This window comes from Mycolicibacterium rhodesiae (assembly GCF_002086695.1).
Classification (GTDB): domain Bacteria; phylum Actinomycetota; class Actinomycetes; order Mycobacteriales; family Mycobacteriaceae; genus Mycobacterium; species Mycobacterium rhodesiae.
In genome coordinates this window covers 70,821-90,767 of record NZ_MVIH01000014.1, presented here as the reverse complement: position 1 = coordinate 90,767, position 19,947 = coordinate 70,821, and the positions used below count along the sequence as shown (strand labels likewise).

23 protein-coding genes are annotated in these 19,947 nt (G+C 66.9%); 12 read left to right on the top strand and 11 right to left on the bottom strand.

Features of this window, described 5'->3' with window-relative positions; all coding sequences use genetic code 11:
- Nucleotides 1-40 precede the first annotated feature (40 nt).
- A complete protein-coding gene (gene mycP / locus BST42_RS23245) occupies nt 41-1,303 on the top strand; it encodes a type VII secretion-associated serine protease mycosin (protein ID WP_083121716.1) in 1,263 nt (420 codons plus the stop codon).
- Here the strand turns inward: mycP and eccB are convergent.
- Together eccB and BST42_RS23235 are read right to left on the bottom strand one after the other, a co-directional pair.
- A complete protein-coding gene (gene eccB / locus BST42_RS23240) occupies nt 1,268-2,620 on the bottom strand; it encodes a type VII secretion protein EccB (RefSeq protein WP_083121680.1) in 1,353 nt (450 codons plus the stop codon). The two genes, mycP and eccB, sit on opposite strands and share 36 nt — an antisense overlap.
- 36 nt (nt 2,621-2,656) lie before the next feature.
- The gene (locus BST42_RS23235) at nt 2,657-3,223 is read right to left on the bottom strand and encodes a CGNR zinc finger domain-containing protein (RefSeq protein ID WP_083121715.1); all 567 of its coding nucleotides are present in this window, start codon (nt 3,221-3,223) and stop codon (nt 2,657-2,659) included.
- 74 nt (nt 3,224-3,297) lie between these two features.
- On the opposite strand from BST42_RS23235, the gene BST42_RS23230 reads away from it, so the two are divergent.
- From BST42_RS23230 to BST42_RS29175, 5 genes are all read left to right on the top strand, one after another.
- Nucleotides 3,298-4,293, top strand: coding sequence for an EamA family transporter (locus tag BST42_RS23230; RefSeq protein WP_083121679.1), 996 nt, complete (start codon nt 3,298-3,300; stop codon nt 4,291-4,293).
- A 124-nt stretch (nt 4,294-4,417) separates the two neighbouring features.
- Nucleotides 4,418-5,011 carry a cutinase family protein gene (locus tag BST42_RS23225; RefSeq protein WP_083121714.1) on the top strand — a complete coding sequence of 198 codons (594 nt, stop codon included), beginning with the start codon at nt 4,418-4,420 and terminating at the stop codon, nt 5,009-5,011.
- A gap of 79 nt (nt 5,012-5,090) precedes the next feature.
- The gene (locus tag BST42_RS23220) at nt 5,091-5,765 is read left to right on the top strand and encodes a cutinase family protein (protein ID WP_083121678.1); all 675 of its coding nucleotides are present in this window, start codon (nt 5,091-5,093) and stop codon (nt 5,763-5,765) included.
- 46 nt (nt 5,766-5,811) lie between these two features.
- Nucleotides 5,812-6,474, top strand: coding sequence for a cutinase family protein (locus BST42_RS29180; protein ID WP_435406062.1), 663 nt, complete (start codon nt 5,812-5,814; stop codon nt 6,472-6,474).
- A 60-nt stretch (nt 6,475-6,534) separates the two neighbouring features.
- Nucleotides 6,535-7,161, top strand: coding sequence for a cutinase family protein (locus tag BST42_RS29175; RefSeq protein WP_435406063.1), 627 nt, complete (start codon nt 6,535-6,537; stop codon nt 7,159-7,161).
- On the opposite strand, the gene truA is transcribed toward BST42_RS29175, so the two are convergent.
- The 8 genes from truA to infA form a co-directional block, all read right to left on the bottom strand.
- A complete protein-coding gene (truA, locus tag BST42_RS23210; RefSeq protein ID WP_083121677.1) occupies nt 7,158-8,132 on the bottom strand; it encodes a tRNA pseudouridine(38-40) synthase TruA in 975 nt (324 codons plus the stop codon). The genes BST42_RS29175 and truA overlap by 4 nt on opposite strands.
- Nucleotides 8,044-8,640: a 50S ribosomal protein L17 gene (rplQ, locus tag BST42_RS23205; protein ID WP_083121676.1), complete on the bottom strand. Its 597-nt coding sequence runs from the start codon at nt 8,638-8,640 to the stop codon at nt 8,044-8,046. The genes truA and rplQ overlap by 89 nt, the downstream gene beginning before the upstream one ends.
- 60 nt (nt 8,641-8,700) lie before the next feature.
- Nucleotides 8,701-9,753 (bottom strand): DNA-directed RNA polymerase subunit alpha, encoded by a 1,053-nt coding sequence (locus tag BST42_RS23200; RefSeq protein WP_071949501.1) that lies wholly within the window; start codon nt 9,751-9,753, stop codon nt 8,701-8,703.
- A gap of 93 nt (nt 9,754-9,846) precedes the next feature.
- A complete protein-coding gene (gene rpsD, locus BST42_RS23195) occupies nt 9,847-10,452 on the bottom strand; it encodes a 30S ribosomal protein S4 (RefSeq protein ID WP_036340802.1) in 606 nt (201 codons plus the stop codon).
- 15 nt (nt 10,453-10,467) lie between these two features.
- The gene (rpsK, locus tag BST42_RS23190; RefSeq protein ID WP_083121675.1) at nt 10,468-10,881 is read right to left on the bottom strand and encodes a 30S ribosomal protein S11; all 414 of its coding nucleotides are present in this window, start codon (nt 10,879-10,881) and stop codon (nt 10,468-10,470) included.
- Between the two features lie 6 nt (nt 10,882-10,887).
- Nucleotides 10,888-11,262, bottom strand: a complete 375-nt coding sequence (gene rpsM / locus BST42_RS23185; protein WP_036340806.1) for a 30S ribosomal protein S13 — start codon at nt 11,260-11,262, stop codon at nt 10,888-10,890.
- 155 nt (nt 11,263-11,417) lie between these two features.
- The gene (rpmJ, locus tag BST42_RS23180; RefSeq protein WP_003879483.1) at nt 11,418-11,531 is read right to left on the bottom strand and encodes a 50S ribosomal protein L36; all 114 of its coding nucleotides are present in this window, start codon (nt 11,529-11,531) and stop codon (nt 11,418-11,420) included.
- Between the two features lie 62 nt (nt 11,532-11,593).
- The gene (gene infA / locus BST42_RS23175) at nt 11,594-11,815 is read right to left on the bottom strand and encodes a translation initiation factor IF-1 (protein ID WP_005140011.1); all 222 of its coding nucleotides are present in this window, start codon (nt 11,813-11,815) and stop codon (nt 11,594-11,596) included.
- 284 nt (nt 11,816-12,099) lie between these two features.
- Here infA and BST42_RS23170 point away from each other — a divergent pair, with 284 nt between their 5' ends.
- Genes BST42_RS23170 through rfbB form a run of 6 tightly spaced genes read left to right on the top strand, consistent with a single transcriptional unit; the run spans nt 12,100 to nt 18,936 of the window.
- Nucleotides 12,100-13,800 carry an NAD(P)/FAD-dependent oxidoreductase gene (locus BST42_RS23170; RefSeq protein WP_083121674.1) on the top strand — a complete coding sequence of 567 codons (1,701 nt, stop codon included), beginning with the start codon at nt 12,100-12,102 and terminating at the stop codon, nt 13,798-13,800.
- 4 nt (nt 13,801-13,804) lie between these two features.
- Nucleotides 13,805-15,289: an ATP-binding protein gene (locus BST42_RS23165; protein WP_083121673.1), complete on the top strand. Its 1,485-nt coding sequence runs from the start codon at nt 13,805-13,807 to the stop codon at nt 15,287-15,289.
- 29 nt (nt 15,290-15,318) lie between these two features.
- Nucleotides 15,319-16,152, top strand: a complete 834-nt coding sequence (locus BST42_RS23160; RefSeq protein WP_083121672.1) for an LLM class F420-dependent oxidoreductase — start codon at nt 15,319-15,321, stop codon at nt 16,150-16,152.
- A gap of 16 nt (nt 16,153-16,168) precedes the next feature.
- Nucleotides 16,169-17,011 carry an LLM class F420-dependent oxidoreductase gene (locus tag BST42_RS23155; RefSeq protein ID WP_083121671.1) on the top strand — a complete coding sequence of 281 codons (843 nt, stop codon included), beginning with the start codon at nt 16,169-16,171 and terminating at the stop codon, nt 17,009-17,011.
- Between the two features lie 30 nt (nt 17,012-17,041).
- Entirely contained in the window at nt 17,042-17,911 is an 870-nt protein-coding gene (locus tag BST42_RS23150) for an LLM class F420-dependent oxidoreductase (RefSeq protein WP_083121670.1), read from the top strand.
- Nucleotides 17,912-17,940: 29 nt separating this feature from the next.
- The gene (gene rfbB, locus BST42_RS23145; protein ID WP_083121669.1) at nt 17,941-18,936 is read left to right on the top strand and encodes a dTDP-glucose 4,6-dehydratase; all 996 of its coding nucleotides are present in this window, start codon (nt 17,941-17,943) and stop codon (nt 18,934-18,936) included.
- A 19-nt stretch (nt 18,937-18,955) separates the two neighbouring features.
- Here the strand turns inward: rfbB and BST42_RS23140 are convergent, their stop codons facing one another.
- The gene (locus BST42_RS23140; protein ID WP_133057505.1) at nt 18,956-19,660 is read right to left on the bottom strand and encodes a type III PLP-dependent enzyme domain-containing protein; all 705 of its coding nucleotides are present in this window, start codon (nt 19,658-19,660) and stop codon (nt 18,956-18,958) included.
- Nucleotides 19,661-19,947: the final 287 nt, after the last annotated feature.

Sequence of the window (19,947 nt, the reverse complement as noted above, 5' to 3'; positions counted from 1 at the left end):
CACCGTGCGGATCGCATCCGCCTTCGCAACGTCGCTGCTCATGTTGATACATTGTGCGCCACCCACATTCGCCGTCGTCCCGCCTCCGATCGACAATTCACTGCTGCCGTCACCGGCTCCGCCCGCCCCACCCCGGCCGACCGAACAACGCCGGCCGTGCACGGTTCCCCTTCAAGCCGGCGCCGGCTCATCGGCATCGCACTTGGCCGGTTTCGACGCGACAGCGGTCTGGCGGCTGACGCGTGGAGCGGGTCAGCGCGTCGCGGTGATCGATACCGGGATCGCCGCGCATCGTCGATTGCCGGATGTGGTTGCGGGCGGCGACTATGTGTCGACCGGCGATGGCAGACAGGACTGCGACGGACACGGTACCGTCGTCGCGGGCATCATCGCCGCCGCACCAGATCAGACGGATAGGACGGGGTTCACCGGGATCGCTCCGGAGGCCACCCTGATCGGAATCCGACAGTCCAGCAACAAGTTCGGTCCCGTGGCCGATCCCGGTGACCTCGGCTTCGGAGACGTCAGCACTCTGGCCATGGCGGTGCGGACAGCCGCGGACATGGGCGCGTCGGTGATCAACATCTCGTCGGTGGCCTGTGCCGAGTCGAGTCTGGACGACCGCGCCCTCGGCGCCGCGCTGTCGTACGCGGTCGATGTCAAGGATTCCGTGGTGGTCGTCGCCGCGGGAAATGTCGGCGGCGATGGCCAGTGCCCTGCTCAGAACACCACGGCACAGCCGAGTGTGATCGCGAGCCCGGCGTGGTACGACGACTACGTCCTGACGGTCGGCTCGGTGGGCCCCGACGGCGCGCCATCGGAGTTCAGCCTCAACGGCCCATGGGTCGACGTCGCGGCCCCGGGCGAGAACATCGTGTCCCTGGATCCAGACGGCGATGGCGTCATCAACGCCTTGCCGACGCCGGCGGGACAGGCCTCGATGTCAGGTACGAGCTACGCCGCCCCTATCGTCGCCGGCGTGGTGGCCCTGGTTCGGTCACGCTTCCCGAGGCTCTCGGCCCGCCAGGTGATGACGCGCATCGAGGCCACCGCACATCACCCCGCGCCAGGCTGGAACGCCGCGGTGGGCAACGGCGTGATCGACCCGCTGGCCGCACTCAGCGATCACACCAACACGCCGCCGGCGCATCAGGCAGTGCGGGCGGCGGTTCCACTGCCGACCCGGCCCGCGGACAACCACCGTTACGCGGTCGCGGGAAGCGCGGCGGCGCTGTGCGTGGCCGGCATTGTTGCGGCATCGGTGCGACTACGGCGCCGCACCGAGGACGTCGCGGCCGACTAGGGCGGCATCTCGATCCAGTTGGGGACCGGCAGGCAGTACGCCGACGATCGACCACGGTGCCGGGGCAGGCGCACCGCTGAGCCCGAGCGCGGCGGTCGCCGAATCGGGCACGGGGAAACGAACTCCCGCGCTGGTGACGAGGTAGCGCCCCGTCCCCGGCCCGCCGGTGACATCAAGGCTGGTTCCGGAGGTCATCCGCACGCTGTCGACGGCGGGGCCGTCCCCGTCGGATCCGGCCAGGGTGACTGTGCCGGGGTGACCGCCGGGGTGTGGTCCGACGGCGACTCCACTGTGTCCGGACATCCAGGTCGCACAGACATCGTCGTCACCGGCACCGAGGAGTGCGGGCGGCTCATCGGGATATGCGCCGACCGGCAGGGTGTCGACGAGCGGGCTGCGCGCGATCAGTTCGGGTGGCACTTCGGTGATCTCGGCCTGCGCGGCCGGGTCGCTGAACCGGATGAGTTCGGCGGCCAGCCGACCGATGCGCTGAAGCCCAGCCGGCAACGCGACGTAGTACTCGGGTGACTCGGTGCCGACGACGCGCAGGACGGTTCCGACCGCGACACCGGCCACGCCGGATGGTTGTCCCATTCCGGCGATCCGGGGGGCACCGATCGCCGGTACTTCGGGGATCGTGTTCAGCACGGTCGGGGACACCGTGCGCAGTGTCGTTTCGGTGATCCGCAAGGCGCGCGCGGTGGCCGGGTCGCCGGGATCGAGCATGGCGCGTGTGCCGTCGTACAGCAGGTAGGCCGACCCGTCACCGTGCGCCACTGTGGCGACGACGGCGGCGCGCGGATCCAGGTGGGGCGGCATGGAGTCGTCGCCGACGGCGACGGTGGTGTTCCCGTCTGCGTCGTCGCACACCGTCCATCTGACCTCGCGGGGCGCCGTCACCCGTCCGAATGATGCAGGCGCGCCGGGGATTCCCAAGATCGGACCGGTAGGCGTATCGCCGAGCGCGGCGTCGTCGACCAGTCGCGGGGTGGCCGGCGAACCCAGGATCACGCGGGCCGACGTCAGGTTCGCCACCGGGCGGAGACGGTCGTCGATCCTGACGAACAGGGCGCCGGACTGTCGCACCATCACCACCGTCGCGTCGACGGGGATGACGTGGCGGGCCGTCGATCCCAGGATCGTGTCGAGCACCAGGCCAACCCCTGCCACACCGCAGCCGATCACGAGCGACAGCTTCCTGGCCCGCACGGGGTCGTGCCGGGCCGGCATCTGCCGCGCCAGGACCGCGTACTCCAGGCGGCGCACCAGGAATCGCTGCGCACTGAAGTGAGCTCGAAGTGGTGGGCGGGCCGCCATTTGGGTGACGCTAGAACACCCGCCTACGAGGCGATGTCACTCATCAACAGCCCCCTCTTTCGAGCGGCGCTCCCGGTAGGCGGCGACGTGCTGACGATTGCCGCAGTTGCCGGTGTCGCAGAACATCCGGGAGCGGTTGCGGGACAGGTCGATCAACACCGCCTCACAGTCCGGGGCCGCACAGATCTTGAGCCGGCGCAGTTCACCGGCGCGCACCAGGTCGGCCAGTGACATCGCCATCTCGGCACCCATCCGCTGGGCCAGCGGATCATGGATGGACGCCAGGTGTAGGTGCCACTCGGGCATCTCGGGGTGGCGGGTCAGCCACGGGGCTGCGCGGGTGTCGGACAGCAACGCGTTGATCTGCCCGACGGCGCGTTCCTCGTCGGCGGCGGCTGCCCAGATCCGGCCCAGCCGGTTCCGCAGCGTGTGCACCGCCGACACCTCGGCGTCATCGCGATCGCGCCGGCCGGTCCAGCCGTAGCTGTCCAAGTAGTGGTCCAGAGCGGGCTGGTCGCCCAGCTGCTCGCCGTCGACGCGGTCGCTGTTGATCAGCGCACACGCAGCACGCAACGTGAGCTCTGTGTCATGACTGAAAAGCATTTGACTCATGACTTCCTCCGGACGTAGTGTCATGACCAACATCTATTTTACTCATTACATCCGGAGAGTGCCTCATGTCGACGCCGGTCCGCACCCACGACCACTTCCGGCTTGGGCTGATGTTCGCCATCGGATCGGCATTCACGTTCGGCATGTCCGGGCCATTCGCCAAATCACTGATGGGCGCCGGTTGGTCACCGACCGCCGCCGTGACCGCCCGACTCGCCGGCGGCGCGCTCGTGATGGCGATCTTCGCCACCATCGTCAAACCCGGTTGGGTCCGCGAGGCCCGCACGCACGCCCGTGTCGTGGTGGCCTACGGGCTCATCCCGATCGCCGGGGCCCAACTCTGCTACTACAACGCCGTCTCTCACCTGTCGGTCGGCGTGGCGTTGTTGCTCGAATACACCGCACCCATCCTCGTCGTGGGCTGGATCTGGGGAACCACCCGCCGGCGCCCCCGCACCATGACACTGACCGGAGTGGCGCTCGCCGTGGCCGGAATCATGCTGGTGCTCAACGTCTTCGAGGGCGCGCACATCAACACGGCCGGCGTCCTGTGGGGATTGGGCGCGGCGGTCTGCGCGGCCTGCTACTTCATGATGTCCGATGCGGTCAGTGCCGACGGCAGCGGACTGAGCTCGATCACCCTGGCCGCCGGCGGCCTCGTGGTCGGCACGATCGCCGTGCTGCTGCTGGGCCTGACCGGCGTCATGCCGCTGATCTTCACCGCCAACGACGCCGTTGTCGCCGGGTTGACCGTGCCCTGGTGGGTTCCGGTGCTGATGCTGGCCGTGGTAGCCACCGCGATCGCCTACACGCTGGGCATCAGCGGGGTGGCGCGGTTGCGCCCGAGTTTCGCCTCTCTGGTCGGCCTCGGCGAAGTGCTGTTCGCCGTGCTGTCGGCGTGGGTGCTGCTGGGTGAAGCGGTTACCGCAGTACAAGCTGTCGGCGGTGTGGTGGTGCTTGCAGGCCTGGCACTGGCCCGCCAGGGTGACCGCAGCGCGGAGGTCACCGCAGCGACGTGGCCCGATGCCGGACCGATCGAGGAAGTCGCCGCGCGGGGCTGATTTCGCGGCGCGCAAGCAAACGTCGGGAATGAAACTCCGCTCTCATCTGTAACATCCAGATGTGACATCAACCGCTGCGCCGAAGCGTCTCCTGCTGGCCGCCTCCGCTGCCGTCCTCACCGCAATGTTCGCGCTGGTCAGCCCTGCCGCACTGCCGACCGCGGCGGCGGCCTGCAATGACGTGCAGGTGGTGTTCGCCCGCGGGACCGACGAGCCGCCGGGCATCGGGCGGGTCGGGCAGGCATTCGTCAACTCGCTGCGCGGCAAGATCGGCAACCGCTCGATGGGTGTCTACGCCGTGAACTACCCCGCCAGCTACGACTTCCTGGCCGCCGCCAACGGCGCCAACGATGCGAGTGCGTTCATCCAGGGTGTGGTGAACGACTGCCCGAACACCCGATTGGTGCTGGGCGGGTACTCGCAGGGCGCGGCGATCATCGACATCATCACCTCGGTGCCCTTCCCTGCGGTCGGCTTCAACAACCCGCTGCCGCCGAACGTGCCGGACCACATCGCCGCGCTGGCCGTCTTCGGCAACCCCACCACCAAGGTCGGTCTGCCCTTGACCAGCAGCGCCGTCTACGGCGGGCGGGCCATCGATCTGTGCAACGCCGGGGACCCGATCTGCAGCAGTGGCGACGACGTCCAGGCCCACCGCATCTACAACAGTGACGGGTCGGCGGTTCAAGCCGCCTCGTTCGTCGCCGGGCTGCTGTAGGTGGCGAGGAAGTTGGGGCCGCCCAGCCCCGTGTGTGACTATTAGCCGAACGCCGGCAAAGCAAGGGGATCTCATCAGCATGGCTCGCTCGACCGTGACACCAGCCCGCAAACTCGGCGTTGCCTCGATGGCTGCCCTGTCGATCCTGACACCGTTCGCCGTTGCTCCGGCCGCCCAGGCCGCCGGCCCGTGCCCGGACGTCGAGGTCGTCTTCGCCCGCGGCACCAGCGAGCCCGCCGGTATCGGCCGTGTCGGACAAGCGCTCGTCGACAACCTGCAGGGTCAACTCGGTGGACGCTCGGTGAGCGCCTATGCGGTGGACTACCCCGCGACCTACGACTTCCTGGGTGCCGCCGACGGCGCCACCGACGCCACGAATCACATCGCGAGCATGGCCGCCGCGTGCCCGGCGACGAAGTTCGTTCTCGGCGGCTACTCCCAAGGTGCCGCGGTGGTCGACATGCTGGTCGGCATTCCCCCACTGGGCAATAAGGTCGGTGACATCGGTTCGGCGCCGCCACTGCCGGGCAACCTGGCCAACCGGGTCGCCGGGCTGGCGGTTTTCGGCAATCCCTCCACCAAGTTCAGCATCCCGATCACGTCGGCCGGCGGGGCGTTCGCAGGCAAGGGCGTCGACTTCTGCAACGACGGGGACCCGATCTGCTCGCGCGGCCGCAATCCGTTCGCGCACACCGATTACGAGAGAACCGACGCACCAGCGCAGGCCGCGGGCTTCCTCGCCGGCCTGCTGTAGCCGCGCGATTTTATTTGCTGCCAGCATTCTCCCAGGCTCGTCTACCATGGCTGGCATGCGCGCGAAAACGGTTCTGAGCGCGGCGGCGGCGGTGATGTCCGTCGCCGCAACCCTGTTGCCGACGGCGGTGGCATCGGCTGCGGAGTGCCCCGACGCGGAGGTGATCTTCGCGCGCGGACGCTTCGAACCGCCGGGCATCGGCCGCATCGGCCAGGCGTTCGTCGATTCGCTGCGCGGCAAGACCCCGAAGAGCGTCGGGGTGTACGGGGTCAACTACATCGCCGACTGGGACATCGTCCCCGGTGCCAACGACCTCAGCAGGCACATGCAGTACATGGCGACCAACTGCCCCAACACCCGTCAGGTGCCGGGCGGCTATTCACTGGGAGCCGCCGTGGTCGACGTCGTAGTCGGCTCGAACAAGGCGCAATTCGGCTTCAACTCCCCGCTGCCCGCCTCGGTCGCCGATCACGTGGCGGCGGTGGTGTTGTTCGGCAATGGCACCCGCAGCATCTTCGGCCCGGTGTCGGCGGCCAACAGTCCGGTCTACGGGCCCAAGACCATCGACCAGTGCAACGTGGACGACCCGATCTGCAACGGGATCGATCCGAGCACCCTCGCCGACAACTGGAACTCGCACCTGCAGGACGCGTACATCGGCTCGGGTCTGGTTGACCAGGCCGCCCAATTCACCGCAGACAGGCTCTGATTCATGCGTATTCGGGGGACGTTGGCCCGTGCGGTCACGGTAGTCGTCGCGGCCGCCGCGATGGCGCTCGGCCCGACTGCACTGCCCGGCGATGCAGTGCTAGCGGCGCCGCAGGCTTCCGCTGCGGGCTGCCCCGATGTGGAGGTGATCTTCGCGCGGGGCCGCCTCGAATCCCCCGGCGCGGGAATCATCGGCAATCAGTTCGTCAGCGCACTGCGCTCGCGCGTCCACCGCAACATCGGCCTCTACGCGGCGAAGTATCCCGCCGACAACCAGGTCGACATCGGCGCCAATGACATCAGCCAGCGCATCATCTACAACATCAACAATTGCCCGAATACGCGTTTGGTTCTCGGTGGCTACTCGCTGGGTGCGGCGGCCACGGATATGGTTCTGGCAGTTCCGATCCCGATCATGGGTTTCAAGACTCTGCTGCCCCCGGACGCCGGGAGCCACATCGCGGCCGTCGCGCTGTTCGGCAACGGAACCCAATGGCTGGGCCCCATCACGAATTTCAGCCCCGAGTATCGGGACCGAACCATCGAGCTGTGCCACGGCGCCGATCCGATCTGCAATCCCGCCGATCCGGACACCTGGGAAGCCAACTGGCCCGACCACCTCGCCGCCGCCTACCAGAAGGCCGGGATGATCGACCAGGCTGCCGATTTCGTTGCGGGCAAGCTTTAAGGCTTGTCCAGCGTCCGCAGGTCGCGGGTGATCCTGATGCGCCCGGCGAGTTCGTCATCCGGCGGGTAGTCCACTCCGGTGAGCGTCAGACCTCGAGCCGGCGCTGCGGCGAAGTCACTGGAACGCGCGTCCGCGGTCAACAGCGTTGCGCACCAGGATGGTTCGCGACGCCCCTGCCCGACCGCGAGGAGCGCACCGACCAGTGATCGCACCATCGACCAGCAGAACGCGTCAGCGGTGACGTAGGCCGTCACCGCATCGCCGTCACGCACCCAGTCCAGGCGCTGCAGGTCGCGGATGGTCGTCGCACCGGGCCGGTGGCGACAGAAGGCGGCGAAATCGTGCAATCCCACCAGATGCCGGGACGCCGAATTCATGGCGTCGACATCCAACGGCTTCGACCAGGGTGTCACGTACCTCGCGGACTGCGGCTCGACACCGTAGGGCGCCAGCGACAGCCGGTATTCGTAGTGCCGACGCAACGCCGAGAAGCGGGCATCGAATCCAGCTGGGGCGCGGCTGATTTCGCGTGCCCGTACGTCCTGCGGCAGGAAGCGGGCCAGCCGGCGCACCAGCGGCAGGAACTCGGCGTCTCCGGGCCGGGCGTGGCGCGGATACGCGTGGGCCAGGGCGTCGGTCGGGACGTCGAGGTGGGCCACCTGGCCGGAGGCGTGCACTCCGGTGTCCGTGCGACCGGCCCCGAAGACCCGGACCGGCTCCCGGAAGACGGTCGAGAGCGCTTCCTCGAGGACACCCGCGACCGTGCGGTGGCCTTCCTGTGCCGCCCAACCAGTGAATTCGGTTCCGTCGTAGGCGATGTCGAGTCGCAGACGAACGAGCCCGCCACCGCTATCGGTGACGGGCTCGTTCGTACTCACAGCGTCAGGACTTGTCAGCGTCCGAATCCTCGGCGGATTCCTCGGCCTGCTCCTCGGCAGCCTCCGCGGTCTGAGCGTCGGCGATGCCGGCATCTTCGGCCTCGACGGCTTCGATCGGCTCTTCGGCCTCCGGCCCAACGGCCTCTTCGGGCTCCACCGCAGCCTGCGGCGCGGCAGCGGCAGCCACCGGCGCAGCCTTGGCGGCCGAGCTCTTGCGAGCCCGGTTGGCCTCCGAGGTCACCGTCTTTTCCCGAACCAGTTCGATGACCGCCATCGGGGCGTTGTCGCCCTTGCGCGGCTCGACCTTGATGATGCGGGTGTAGCCGCCGTTGCGGTCGGCGAAGAACGGCGCGATCTCGGCGAAGAGAGCGTGCACGACGTCCTTGTCACGGATCTTCTTCATCACCTCACGCCGGTTGTGCAGCGAACCCTTCTTGGCGTGGGTGATGAGCTTCTCCGCGTACGGCCGCAACGCCCGCGCCTTGGGCTCGGTGGTCTTGATCCGGCCGTGCTCGAAGAGCGAGGTGGCCAGGTTGGCCAGAATCGCCTTCTGGTGCGAGGACGACCCGCCGAGGCGAGGACCCTTGGTGGGCTTGGGCATTGCGACTTCTCCTAAATGGGGCCGGTCCCCGTATCAGGTAGGACCGGGACGGTGGTGAACTTAGAGCTCTTCGGTTTCGGTGTAGTCCTGCTCGGCGTCCAGGTCGTAACCCGCATCGCTGTTCCAGGTGCCGGTGGCGACGTCGTAGCCGGCGACCTCCGACGGATCGAAGCTGGCCGGGCTGTCCTTGAGCGACAGACCCAGCTGGTGCAACTTGATCTTGACCTCGTCGATCGACTTCTGGCCGAAGTTACGGATGTCCAGCAGATCGGACTCCGTGCGGGCGACCAGCTCGCCAACGGTGTGCACACCTTCACGCTTGAGGCAGTTGTACGAACGGACGGTCAGGTCCAGATCGTCGATCGGCAGCGCGAACGCCGCGATGTGATCGGCCTCGGCGGGCGACGGGCCGATCTCGATGCCCTCGGCCTCGACGTTGAGTTCCCGTGCCAGACCGAACAATTCGACCAGTGTCTTGCCGGCCGACGCCAGGGCGTCACGCGGGCTGATCGAGTTCTTGGTCTCGACATCGAGGATCAGTTTGTCGAAGTCGGTGCGCTGCTCGACGCGGGTGGCCTCCACCTTGTAGGTGACCTTCAGCACCGGCGAGTAGATGGAATCGACCGGGATGCGGCCGATTTCGGCACCCGAGGCTTTGTTCTGCACGGCAGGCACATAGCCGCGGCCGCGCTCGACAACCAGCTCGACCTCGAGCTTGCCCTTGTCGTTGAGGGTCGCGATGTGCATATCCGGGTTGTGCACCGTCACGCCGGCGGGCGGGACGATGTCACCGGCGGTGACCTCACCCGGGCCCTGCTTGCGCAGGTACATGGTGACCGGCTCGTCCTCCTCGGAGGAGACGACGAGGCCCTTGAGGTTCAGGATGATGTCGGTGACGTCTTCCTTCACACCGGGCACGGTGGTGAACTCGTGCAGCACACCGTCGATGCGGATGCTCGTGACGGCTGCGCCGGGGATCGACGACAGCAGCGTACGCCGCAGCGAATTGCCAAGGGTGTAACCGAATCCCGGCTCCAGCGGCTCGATGACGAACTGCGACCGGTTTTCGGCGATGACCTCTTCGCTCAGTGTGGGGCGCTGAGAAATCAGCATGGTTTTTCTATCTCCTTCTCGGCACCCGCTATTTGATGCCGTTAAGTGATCCACAGGGACCGGTTGGCCCCGCAGAGGACTGCGTCGTCTTCTTTACTTCGAGTAGAACTCGACGATCAGCTGCTCGGCGAGCGGAACCTGGATCTGCTCGCGAGTCGGCAACTGGTGGACGAGGATTCGCTGACGCTCCCCGACGACCTGCAGCCAGGACGGGATCGGGCGCTCGCCGGCGGTCTGCCGGGACAGCTCGAACGGGAAGGTGTTCAGCGACTTGTCCTTGATGTCGATGATGTCGTACTGCGACACCCGGTAGCTCGGGATGTTCACCTTGACACCGTTGACGGTGAAGTGGCCGTGGCTGACCAGCTGGCGAGCCATCCGGCGGGTACGGGCCAGTCCGGCGCGGTACACGACGTTGTCCAGCCGGGTCTCCAGGATCTGGAGCAGGTTCTCACCGGTCTTGCCGGTGGACCGGTTGGCCTCTTCGTAGTACTTGCGGAACTGCTTCTCCATCACGCCGTAGGTGAAGCGAGCCTTCTGCTTCTCCTGCAGCTGCTGACGGTATTCGCTCTCCTTGATCCGCGCGCGGCCGTGCTGGCCGGGCGGGTAGGGGCGCTTCTCGAACGACTGATCTCCACCGACCAGGTCGACGCCGAGGCGGCGCGACTTGCGGGTGGCGGGTCCGGTATAACGAGCCATTTTTCTTTATCCTCCCTAGACCCGGCGCCGCTTGGGCGGACGGCAGCCGTTGTGCGGCTGCGGAGTGACGTCGGAGATGGCGCCGACCTCGAGGCCGGCAGCCTGCAGCGAGCGGATCGCCGTTTCGCGGCCCGAACCCGGGCCCTTCACGAACACGTCGACCTTCTTCACGCCGTGCTCCTGCGCCTTGCGGGCAGCGTTCTCGGCGGCGAGCTGCGCGGCGAACGGGGTGGACTTACGCGACCCCTTGAAGCCGACGTGACCCGACGAGGCCCAGGCGATGACGTTGCCCTGGGGATCGGTGATCGAGACGATCGTGTTGTTGAACGTGCTCTTGATGTGAGCGGCGCCGAGCGGGATGTTCTTCTTTTCCCTGCGACGGGTCTTCTGACCCTTCTTCGCGCCGGTGCCCTTCTTTGCCTGTGCCATCCGGGGTTACCTGGCCTTCTTCTTGCCGGCGATGGTGCGCTTGGGGCCCTTGCGGGTACGCGCATTGGTCTTGGTTCGCTGGCCACGCACCGGCAGGCCACGGCGGTGCCGCAGGCCCTGGTAGCAGCCGATCTCGATCTTGCGGCGAATGTCGGCCTGAACCTCGCGGCGCAGGTCGCCCTCGACCTTGAGGTTGCCTTCGATGTAGTCGCGCAGCTGGGTCACCTGATCATCGGTGAGGTCCTTGGTGCGCAGGTCCCGGTCGATGCCGGTGCCGTCCAGGATTTCCTGGCTACGGGTACGGCCGATGCCGTAGATATAGGTCAGCGCGATCTCCATGCGCTTGTCGCGCGGGAGATCAACGCCCATGAGACGTGCCATCAGGCAGTGATTCCTTCTCTATGCGGAGGTCTGATCCCAGTCCGTTCCCCGTCTTTCGGGGTCCGGCCTCCGTGCCGGACGTGGATGATCGGCGTTCCGATCAGTGGTACTGGGAGGTCTGCATTCAGTTGTGGGTGGTGCTGTGCGTCGAGGGCTTAACCCTGCCGCTGCTTGTGGCGCGGATCAGAGCAGATCACCATGACCCGCCCATGCCGGCGGATCACCCTGCACTTGTCGCAGATCGGCTTGACGCTCGGGTTCACCTTCACGGCTGTTCGATCCTTCTAGTTCTCGGTCGGTTTGTCTTTGAGTGCTGGCGATCGGGTCGGGCTTACTTGTACCGGTACACAATGCGCCCGCGGGTCAGGTCGTAGGGAGACAACTCCACCACCACCCGGTCCTCGGGAAGGATGCGGATGTAGTGCTGCCGCATCTTGCCGCTGATGTGAGCGAGTACCTTGTGTCCGTTCTCCAGCTCAATGCGAAACATCGCATTGGGCAGGGGCTCGACCACGCGGCCCTCGACCTCGATGGCACCGTCTTTCTTGGCCATGTCCTCTTCGATCCTGCTTTCTCGGTTTGGGGCAGCATTCGCCCCGACTGCAAAACGTGAGCCGGGAGCGGGAAATTCCAGGATTTCCCCAGACAGGGCACGCAAGAGTCGGCGCGGAATCCGCACCGTTGGTCAACGATACCCGCTCGGGCGCGCTACTCCAAAACGCGTCGGAGCGGCTCTGACCTCAGCTTCACCTGCAAGCGAACACTGTGCGGCGGGAACCCCGAGCCTGCAAAGCCCACCCTAATAAGCACTGGACACCAGGCGCATACTTGACGGTGATGACTGGACCCGCCCCCCAGCCCCGCAAACCGGTGATTCTCACCGTGGACGACGACCCCGCCGTCTCGCGTGCCGTGGCACGTGACCTCCGCCGTCACTACGGCGAGCGGTATCGGATCGTCCGCGCAGAATCCGGGCTCGACGCGCTGGAAACGATCAACGAATTGAAGCTGCGCGGTGAAACCGTCGCGGTGTTCGTCGCGGACTACCGGATGCCGCAGATGAGCGGCATCCAGTTCCTCGAAGAGGCGATGGACGTCTACCCGATGGCTCGTCGGGTTTTGCTGACGGCCTACGCCGACACCCACGCCGCGATCGACGCGATCAACGTCGTCGACCTCGACCACTACCTGCTCAAGCCGTGGGATCCGCCGGAGGAAAAGCTCTACCCGGTGATCGACGCGCTGCTGGAGGCCTGGCACGCCACGGGTGACCGGGCCATCCCGCACACCAAGGTGATCGGGCACCGGTGGAGCGAACGTTCGTGGGAGGTGCGCCAGTTCCTGGCCCGCAACCTGCATTCGTTCCGGGCGTTCAACGCCGACGAGCCCAAGGGCAAGCAGCTGCTGGACGCGGGCGGCCTGGACGAGTTCCAGCTGCCGGTGGTCATCAGCGAACAGGGTCAGATCCTGGTCGACCCGACCGATGCCGAGCTGGCCGCGATGCTGGGACTGTCCACCAGCCCGTCGCTGGAGATGTACGACCTCGCCGTCATCGGCGGCGGGCCGGCCGGGCTGGCGGCGGCGGTCTACGGCGCCTCCGAAGGACTCAAGACGGTCCTGATCGAGGAGACCACCACCGGCGGCCAAGCCGGCCGCAGCTCCCGGATCGAGAACTACCTCGGCTTCCCCACCGGCGTCTCCGGCGCCGAACTCACCACGTCGGCCCGCAGGCAGGCGGAGCGCTTCGGCGCCGAGGTGATCACCACCCGCAAGGCGATCAAGCTCTCCGCCGGTGAAGCGGGCACCGCACGCACCATCGAGTTCGAGGACGGCAGCACCATCGCCGCCCGCGCCGTCATCCTGGCGACCGGGGTGGCCTACCGCCAGCTGCAGGTCACCGGCTGCTGGGACAACCCCGACGATCCGGCATGCAACTACGTCGGGCGCGGCGTCTACTACGGCGCCTCGGTGTCCGATGCGTCCGAGTGCAAGGGCGAGGATGTCTACATCGTGGGCGGCGCCAACTCGGCCGGGCAGGCCGCGATGTTCATGTCTCGCGAGGCGCGCTCGGTCACCATGCTGGTGCGCGGGCCCTCGCTGGAAGCGTCGATGTCGCACTACCTGATCCAGCAGATCGAGAAGAACCCGACGATCACCGTGCGCACCTGCACCGAGGTGGTGGACACCCTCGGCGAGGACGACCATCTGACCGGCCTGATCCTGGAGAACCGGCAGACCGGTCAGCGCGAGACCGTCGAAGCCAGCCGGATGTGCTGCTTCATCGGCGCCGAGCCCCGCACCGACTGGCTCAAAGAGGTCGTCGCCGTCGACGACCACGGCTTCGTCCTCGCCGGACCCGACCTGCTCAACGTGGCCGGATGGACGCTGGACCGCCCGCCGCACCACCTGGAAACAAGTGTGCCCGGTGTGTTTGTTGCAGGAGACGTGCGCTCCGAGTCCGCAAAACGGGTGGCGGCCGCCGTCGGCGAAGGGTCGATGGCGGTGATGTTGGTGCACCGGTACCTGGCGGAGGCATAGGGATATGGGTCAACACTGCATGCCGGACGAGCTCAAGACGCTGTTCCTATTCGAGAAGCTCTCCGACGAACAGCTGCAGACGCTGTGCGACAACGGGCACATCGCGACGTTCGAGGCCGGCCCGGTGGTCATCGAGGGCGAACCGGCCACCTGCTTCTACGTCCTGCTCGACGGCGAACTGGTGATGTCGAAACGCTCGGGCGGGGTCGACGTCGAGACCACTCGCACCTCGCAGCGCGGCGTCTACTGCGGCGCATGGTCGGCCTACATCCCCAACGAGGAGCAGGTCTATCAGGCCTCGGTACGCGTGACGAAACCGTCGCGGTTCTTCGTGCTCGATGCCGAAGCCTTCGCGCAGTTCATGAAGACCGAGTTCCCGATGGCCGTGCACCTGCTCGAGGGACATATGGTCGGCGGCAGGCGGCAGAGTCAGATCATCGGCCAACGCCAGAAGCTGCTGGCGCTGGGCACCATCACGGCCGGCCTCACCCATCAGCTCAACAACCCCGCGGCGGCCACCGCCCGGGCCGTGGCCGACCTCCGCGAAGGCGTCGGCAAGATGCGTCACAAACTCTCCATGCTCGCCGACGGCAAGTTCAGCCCCGAGGCATTGCGCACCCTGGTCCGGATCCAGGACGAGGTGGCCGAGCAGGTCGCCAAGTCCAAGGTTCAGGAACTGTCCGCGCTCGAGACCTCCGACCGCGAAGACCAGGTCGGCGATTGGCTCGAGGACCACGGCATCGCCAGTGCCTGGGATTACGCCCCGACCTTCGTCGAAGCCGGTCTCGACGTGGACTGGCTGGAACGCATCGAGGCGTCCATCGACTCGGTGGACTGCTCGGCCACGCTGCAGAGCGCGATCGGCTGGCTGAAGTACACGATCGACACCGAGCTGCGGATGAACGAGATCGCCGACGCCAGCGAGCGCATCTCGGGTCTGCTGGCCGGGGCCAAGAAGTACTCGCAGATGGACCGCGCCGAATACCAGGTCGCGAATGTCCACGAGCTGCTGCACAGCACGCTCAAGACGCTGTTCGGCGACAAGGTCGGCGCCGACAAGCCCATCAAACTGGTCAAGGAGTGGGACAAGTCGATTCCCGAGATCGCTTGTTACCCAGGCGGTTTGAATGAGGTATGGGACGTCATCATCAACAACGCCATCCAGGCGATGAAGGGCCGGGGCACCCTGACGATCCGGACCGCCCGCCAGGGCGACGACCGGATCCGGGTGGAGATCTGTGACGACGGCCCGGGCATCCCGGAGGAGATCATCGACCGGATCTTCACCGCGTTCTTCACCACCAAACCCTTCGGTGAGGGCGACGGCCTCGGCCTGGATTTGGCGCGACGGATCATCGTCGAGAAGCATCAGGGCGATATCCGGGTCGACTCCGAACCGGGCAACACCCGCTTCACCATCCTGCTGCCGCTGGTGGCGTCCGCGCCCGTCGCGGTAACTCCGGGTGAACTTTCCACGGCGGCGGAATAGCTCACACTCGGGCCCGGGTTGTAGCGGCCATGAGCGCCAAACCCGATCTCGGTAGGTTCGCGTCCTTCGGCATGGGCGTCACGCCCGAAGACGCCTCGGCAATCGAAGCGCTCGGTTACGGCGCGGTGTGGGTGGCGGGCTCGCCGCCCGCCGAGCTCGACTGGGTGGAGCCCGCACTCGCCGCGACCAGAACTCTGAAGCTGGCCACCGGCATCGTCAACATCTGGACCGCCAAGCCCGAGGCGGTCGCCGCCTCGTTCCATCGCATCGAGAACGCGCACCCGGGGCGATTCCTGCTTGGCCTCGGTGTCGGCCATCCCGAGGCCGACGCCGAGTTCACCAAACCGATCACCGCCCTCAACGCCTACCTCGACGTGCTGGACGAGCGGGGCGTACCGCGAGAGCACCGCGCATTGGCCGCGCTGGGTCCGCAGGTCCTGAAGCTGTCGGCCCGGCGCAGCGCCGGCGCCCACCCTGTCCTCGTCACCCCCGAGCACACCGCGCGAGCACGCGAACTGATCGGTCCCGATGCGTTCCTGGCGCCCGCGGTACCCGTCGTCCCGACCACCGACGTCGAGCACGCCCGAGCTGTCGGCCGCAAGACGCTCGAGCTTTATCTCGGGCTGAGCAATTACCTCAACAACTGGAAGCGGCTTGGCTTCACCGATGACGACATCACCCGCCCCGGCAGCGACCGGCTCGTGGATGCGCTGATCGTCTACGGCACCCCCGACACGATCGCGTCGCGGCTCACCGAGCACCTCGAGGCCGGCGCCGACCACGTCCCGATCCAATTGCTCACCTCGCAGGCCAAGGTCGTCCCGACTTTGGCCGATCTCGCAGGCCCGCTCGGGCTGGGCTGACCGGAAGGACAGATCGATGACAGACACCAAGCCGGATCTGGGCAGGTTCGGGTCGTTCGGTCGCGGGGTCACCCCGCAGCAAGCCAAAGAGATCGAGGCCCTCGGCTACGGCGCGGTGTGGGTGGGCGGCTCACCACCTGCCGAATTGGATTGGGTGGAGCCGATTCTGGAGAACACCACCACACTCAAGGTGGCCACCGGCATCGTCAACATCTGGACCGCCGGGGCCGGCCCGGTCGCCGAGTCGTTCCACCGTATCGAGAAGGCATACCCCGGCCGATTCATCCTCGGCATCGGCGTCGGACATCCCGAGGCGCACCAGCAATACCAGAAGCCGATCGACGCGCTACGGGGCTACCTCGACAAACTCGACGAGTACGGGGTGCCGGAGAATCGGCGCGTTGTCGCGGCGCTGGGCCCGCAGGTACTCAAGCTGTCGGCCGCCCGTGCGGCCGGTGCGCACCCCTACCTGACCACGCCGGAGCACACCGCCGAGGCGCGGCAGCTGATCGGACCTGAGGCGTTCCTGGCGCCCGAGCACAAAGCGGTGCTGACCACTGACGCAGACCAGGCGCGCGCAGTCGGCAGGCAGGCCCTGGACATCTATCTCAACCTGCAGAACTACCTCAACAGCTGGAAACGGTTGGGATTCAACGACGACGACGTCGCCAAGCCCGGCAGCGACCGGCTGGTCGACGCCGTCGTGGCCTACGGCACCCCCGAGGCGATCGCGGCCCGGCTCACCCAGCATCTCGAGGCAGGTGCCGACCACGTGCCCGTCCAGGTGCTCACCTCGTCTGACAAGCTGGTGGATGCACTGGCCGCGTTGGCCGTGCCCCTGGGTCTCAAACAACCGTAGGGACTCAACCAACCGTAACGAGGGGGACTCGTGACCAATCCGTCGCTGCTCAAACCAGATCTCGGCCGCTACGGGGTGTGGACCGGTGGCCCGGTCACACCGGACCAGGCAGTCGAGATCGAGCGGCTGGGCTACGGCGCGGTGTGGGTCGGCGGTTCACCGGCCGCCGACCTGTCGTTCGTCGAGCCGATCCTCGAGCAGACCGAGGACCTGTCGGTCGCCACCGGGATCGTCAACATCTGGAGCGCACCGGCCGATGAGGTCGCCGAGTCCTACCACCGTATCGAAAAGGCTTATCCGGGGCGGTTTCTGCTCGGGGTGGGCGTCGGGCACCCGGAGCACACCCAGGAGTACACCAAGCCTTACGAGGCGCTGGTGAACTATCTCGACAAACTCGACGACAAGCATGTGCCGACCAGCCGCCGGGTGATCGCCGCGCTCGGCCCGAAGGTGCTGCATCTGGCCGCACAACGCAGTGCCGGTGCGCATCCCTACCTGACCACCCCCGAGCACACCGGGCAGGCGCGCAATCTGGTCGGTCCGACGGTGTTCCTGGCACCCGAACACAAGGTGGTGCTGAGCACCCCGGACGCACAAGGGGCCGAGGAAGCCCGCGAGCTCGGCCGTGACAGCGTCGGCTTCTATCTGGGGCTCAGCAACTACGTCAACAACTGGAAACGACTGGGATTCACCGACGCCGACGTCGCACCGCCGGCCAGCGACAAGTTGATCGACGCCGTGGTCGCCCACGGAACGGCCGACGCCATCGCCGCGCGGCTGGCCGAACACCTCGACAACGGCGCCGACCACGTGACCATCCAGGTGCTCGGCGGCTGGGACAAGCTGCTGCCGACATTGACCGAGTTGGCCGGGCCGCTGGGGCTGACCGCGAAGGGGTGAGCGTTCCGCCGGCCCGTTAGGGTGGCGTCATGCGGCTGTTGGTGACCGGCGGCGCCGGTTTCATCGGCGCGAACTTCGTCCACAGCACCGTGCAGGAGCGGCCCGAGGTGTCGGTGACCGTCCTGGATGCCCTCACCTATGCCGGCAGCCGCGACTCGCTGCGCTCCGTCGACGATCAGATCCGGCTGGTCGAAGGCGACCTGGTCGACGAGTCGTTGGTGAACACGCTGGTCGCCGAGTCCGATGCCGTGGTGCATTTCGCCGCCGAAACCCATGTGGACAACGCGCTGGCCGGTCCCGCGCCGTTCGTCCGGAGCAACGTCGTCGGCACGTTCTCGGTGTTGGAAGCCATTCGCAGGCATAAGGTGCGGTTGCACCACGTCTCCACCGACGAGGTGTACGGCGATCTGCCGCTGCACGGCGACGAGCGGTTCACCGCGCAGACTCCGTTCAACCCGTCGAGCCCGTATTCGGCGACCAAGGCCTCGGCTGACCTACTGGTGCGCGCCTGGGTGCGGTCGTACGGGGTGCGCGCGACAATCTCCAACTGCTCCAACAACTATGGGCCGTATCAGCACATCGAGAAGTTCATCCCGCGCCAGATCACCAACATCCTGACCGGCCGCAGGCCCAAGCTGTACGGCACGGGCGCCAACGTCCGCGATTGGATCCATGTCGAGGACCACAACAGCGCGGTGTGGCGCATCCTGGAAGACGGCGTGAGCGGATCCAGTTACCTGATCGGCGCCGACGGCGAGCGGGACAACCTGTCGGTGCTACGGCTCATCCTGCAGCTGATGGACCGTGACGCCGACGATTTCGACCATGTCCCCGACCGGGCCGGCCACGATCTGCGCTATGCGATCGACGCCAGTGCGCTGCGCACCGAACTCGGCTGGACCCCGGCGCACACCGACCTGACCGAGGGACTGACGAGCACGATCGCGTGGTACCGCGACAACGAGTGGTGGTGGGGTCCGCTCAAAGAGCAAGTCGAGGACGGCTACGCCGAACGTGGCCAGTGACAACGGTTTTCACGCCTGATCACGCCGCCATGACAACCACGGGACGCGGGAAACGCAACGCTGCGCAGGCGTCGTCGACAGATTCACCGATCTCTTCGGCAAGGTCACGGCGAACCACTGAACTACCGGCGGCCGGGAGGGCATCGCCGAGTCCGACGACGAGTCGGGTCAGCACGACATTGTGCCGACGACGGATGTGATCCATCTCGGCGAGCGTGCCGCCGACCGCGGCGGAGCAGCCGCCGGCCGCACCGATCTCACACAGCAGTCCGACCAAAACCGTTGACCGGCAGCCGATCACCGCGTCCGTTACATTGTCGGAGATGCGCACCGTCGCGTCGGACATGCGCAACAGGACATGATGAATGTGGTCGGCGCGCAATGTCGCGATCTGCTCGCGACGGCTGAGCACCAGCCCGCCCACACCGGCAGCACTCGCCCGGCGAATCCCACCGCTACCCAACCGGTCGGCGTGGACGGTCATCCGCACCGGATGGATGCCGACCGAGATGGCCGAATGCAACTCCGCGACAGAGCGGACATCGACGGCCCACCTGTGCTCACGCACCCACCGTGCCACCAGCGCGTCGCGCAACGCACCGGCCGGGTACGACACCTCGGCGGGCGCGCATGCGTCCCGGCAACCGATCATCCGGCGTATCTCCGGATGCTCGACCGGCGGACAGGCCCGGACCCAGGACCGAAAACTTGTCGACAGTGTCACCGCAAACCTTCTTCCTTCCCCTCTCCTCGACGTTGCGCCGTCAATCGTGGGGACGGCTCCGATCGCGCTGTGGGCTCGCTGAGTCCGGCGACCGGAATCGTTGAAGCGACCGCGCCGACGGCCTCAAGGGACTTTGGCCTCTGCTGCAGCACCTGATCCGGCATCGAGAATCCTTACACCATTTCCGCGGGGCGGACCCGGTAGGAACGGAGGCCGGAACAACGTCGTTAAGGTGCCGCACCGCACCGTAAAGAAACCGTCAACAGCCGCAGTGACCGGTGAATTCG